4 protein-coding genes are annotated in these 3,531 nt (G+C 35.1%); 2 read left to right on the top strand and 2 right to left on the bottom strand.

Annotation, left to right across the window (positions count from 1 at the left end):
* Positions 1 to 280 precede the first annotated feature (280 nt).
* Together Sarmat_RS06200 and Sarmat_RS06205 are read left to right on the top strand one after the other, a co-directional pair.
* Entirely contained in the window at positions 281 to 424 is a 144-nt protein-coding gene (locus Sarmat_RS06200; RefSeq protein ID WP_202149902.1) for a hypothetical protein, read from the top strand.
* Between the two features lie 335 nt (positions 425 to 759).
* Positions 760 to 1,671, top strand: coding sequence for a hypothetical protein (locus Sarmat_RS06205; protein WP_202149903.1), 912 nt, complete (start codon positions 760 to 762; stop codon positions 1,669 to 1,671).
* 108 nt (positions 1,672 to 1,779) lie between these two features.
* Here Sarmat_RS06205 and Sarmat_RS06210 read toward each other — a convergent pair whose 3' ends face one another.
* Together Sarmat_RS06210 and Sarmat_RS06215 are read right to left on the bottom strand one after the other, a co-directional pair.
* Positions 1,780 to 1,953 (bottom strand): hypothetical protein, encoded by a 174-nt coding sequence (locus tag Sarmat_RS06210; protein WP_202149904.1) that lies wholly within the window; start codon positions 1,951 to 1,953, stop codon positions 1,780 to 1,782.
* Between the two features lie 683 nt (positions 1,954 to 2,636).
* Entirely contained in the window at positions 2,637 to 3,092 is a 456-nt protein-coding gene (locus tag Sarmat_RS06215) for a transposase (RefSeq protein ID WP_341826620.1), read from the bottom strand.
* Positions 3,093 to 3,531: the final 439 nt, after the last annotated feature.

Below are 3,531 nucleotides of genomic sequence, written 5' to 3' on the forward strand. Positions count from 1 at the left end.
AGGTAAAAGCGCACTTTCAATCTTGCGCTTCCACGCAAAATAAGCAGAATAAAGCAAGAAGCCTGATACTTCGTTCATGTTGATCCAGTTCGTTTTTGATGACTTTTTCATATGAATACTCGCAGGTTATTGCTTGATGCATATTGTGGGTTGATAGTAGACCTGCTGCGTAAGTAGGTAGATAAGGAATTTTGAAAAGCAAAAAGCTTGAAAATTTGGAAAAAAGACAGGTATACGGAAGGCATAATAAACAATTGTATAAATAAAAAAGGACTTCCGTATGTCGATATCATATAAAAAAGTAGTCAAACATCCAAGAGTTTTTTTAAGATTATTCGAAATAAAAGTAGAAGAATTCGATAAAATCTTAGTATTTCAATTGCCCCTTAATGCTTTGCTTTTTTTACTTACGCAGCAGGTCTAATCAATATCGCTGCACAACCAATAGACAACACGGCAAAGGGTATATCATATTAACTGTGTAAGTTGATTACGGGAGAAAGGGCTTTAATTGACAGCGAATAGGCTATAATATAGCCAGTTCGAAGCTGGCCAATTAGAGAGCTCTTAATTTGATAGTTAATTGATTTGTAGTAGTCGTATGTAAGATCAAATCTTGACTTGTATAGTTTTGGAAGTAGAATTTTGCGCAGAACTTTGCTACAATGGACCTTATACACTTGATTATTAGTATAAAACGTGTTACAATTTTCTATGCTATATATGTAAGATTTAAGATAAAATACAATAGGTAAGAAAATGAGTGGTATAAATTGCGAGCCGGACGTGCGCACGTTTTTACGTAATAGTGCTAGAAAAAAAAGCGTAAATAATGTTTTAGGTTCATTTGCTGATGTGAATGGCCATAGAATTGCCCAAGATCAAACGCAAATAAGAGATAATCAGCGTAATATCAGTTTGTTGGAAGATCAAAGCGCTCAATTGCAACAAAGTATGGAGTTGATGACTAATATACAAGATTGCTTATCATCGATGCAGACCCATATCTTGAGTAGCCCAACGACGCCACTTGCCGATAAGTTGTCCGCACTTTCTAACACAACGAAGAGTACGCTAGAGATATTGTTGCGCGAAAATGATGGCGTGTGTATTTTAGGAAATGGCGCTAATAGATCTGAGGTGTGCGCTGGAAAAGATTTGCCTCATAACAACGTTTTTAACACTATAAGAGATGGGAAGTGGACCGGTGAATTTACTCTTAGAGCCTTTGACAGTCATGTTCCACTAAAGGAATCTCCCACGCCCACTACGCATGATGAATTTGCAAAGATAATAGTCGGGATATATCATGTTATAAAACATGTAACGGAGCTGCAGGATGCTGCCAAGTCAGGAGGGGCGCCTCTTTCCAATGAGCAGCTACAGAACTGTTCGGATTGTATATTGCGCTTTTTGTCCGCTGCGCAGAAAAATATCGTGCAGGTTCAAACGCACTCTGGTGCTTTCTTGCAGGCAAAGACAGAGTTTTTAGCTGATCTCCGTAGGGAAAATGATAGATTGTCAGAGAGTTATGCAGAATACGCAGATAGAAAATCTCTTGATGATACAGAACAAATGATGAATGCCTATCACCATCTGCAAATACTTAGCCAATTAACACAAATGTGTAACAAGACATATGAGATTCTATTACAAACTCTTCGTGCATGATATAGATTAAGATTGTCCTAGACCAATCACATAAAAACCTTGTGTAAAGGCAAAGGGAAGGGTGTTGTTGGTCTAAGAAAGTGATTATGTCGAGGAATACGCAGGATCTTAAGCTTTGGTTTGATTATTTTTTGTTGTAGATTCATTAGACCTCTTGCATAACCTAAAAATGAAGGAGGAATTTTTAGGAAAAATGATGTTGAGCGCCGCAGCATACTCTAGTATATGAGGAGCGCAAAGGAGTTTTGACGACAAAATTACCCCTCGGAATAGCTTATGCAAGAGGTTTACTATAGCACCAGAATTATAGTAAATTAAGTTGAGGTCTGCAAGACAAAGAACTGATTTAAAGCATCATAAAGTTTATCAAAAGCAGAGACTCTGCCTTTAATCCAACATTTCATATTTGCCCAGAATTTTTCTATAAAATTTAAGTCTGGAGACCATAGTACCTTACAATTTATGTAACAATTGAGGAAAATAGACATTGAAATCAATAGTAGAGTCATATCCAAAATCCTTTTAATATCTGTTGAGCCTTACATCTAGCCTGTTTAGGCAGTTTCTTATATGATCTAACCCATATGTAAAAATGATACTATAGTAAATTAAGTTGAAATTTGAGTATATAATGCGATAAAGTAATGAATTATGTAAATAAAGACAATAGCTGCAATAGAGCTGCATTGAAATTCGAGATATCACCAAATACAGTAAGGAATTGAGGCCTGGCTAGAGAAATTTTTAATCAAAGAACTAAAAGCTAGTCAAATAGTAGTTAAAGAGTTGATAGAATCCGTCGGGTGTAGGATTATTTTTTTTGCCCTCATATTCTTCGGACTTAAATCTTATAGAAAAATTCTGAGCAAATATGAAACGTTGGATTAAAGGCAGAGTCTCTGCTTTTGATAAACTTTATGATACTTTAAATCAGTTCTTTGTCTTGCAGACCTCAACTCAATTTATTATAATTGTTTTGGATTAGTTTTTTTAGTCCTAATTCTGATGGGATTCAGTCGGTTTTGAATTGGACCGTTTTTTATAATTATTGCTGATGCAATAGCGCAAACGGCAACCAACTTCATAAACTGATCTGACTGATAAATGTGGCTTTTTTCAATATTGAATCCGCCGCTGTTTAAATGTTTAAATAACCTTTCGATAGCCCACCTATGTCTATATTTCTCAAAAGCTTTTTGCTCTAATTCTTCGCAAGAAGCTAAAATCATTAAATTGCCCGATTCATTTTTGGATGCGTAAATAATCACCTTGCGCTCCCACAAAATTCCTTCGGAATACTCATATCCTAAAGGTTTTAAATTTGCAAAAGCTTTCGCTCTTCCTCTCTTCTCTAGTGAAGCGCGTCCAGCCTGTATTAACCTAAGATGCATGTTACAACGGAGCGGGATAATAAAATTAATTTTCTTTTAAAAAATCTAGGCAATCTTTATTCATAAATTCTCTATCGGCAAGTAAGCGCTCGATGTTAATATCGGGAAAATAGGTCAAAAATTTTTGTAAAAATTCTTTCATCGACCCCGTCGAACAAGTGCCGCAATGGGGCAAAAATTCCCACATAATGGGACCGTTGTAAGATGAGATTTTAGAAAATTTTGTATTTTGTAGTTAAAATTTTTGTTTGAGTGATTTTATAAGGATTTTGCTATTAAAAACTGCATAGTTTTTTAGTCAAATCAGAAATTAATCTCATTTTTAGCTGTTTTAGTTTTGTTATAAGTCTAAATAGATGTATTTTTACCTGTTTTATGCAGCAAGGACGGTTAAACGCTTTAAATTAAAACAGATTGCATTCATAAATTCAGCAAATTGATTTTTTGCTATTCCTACATATCGCAGTCG

Source organism: Candidatus Sarmatiella mevalonica, assembly GCF_016751895.1.
GTDB lineage: Bacteria > Pseudomonadota > Alphaproteobacteria > Rickettsiales > Rickettsiaceae > Sarmatiella > Sarmatiella mevalonica.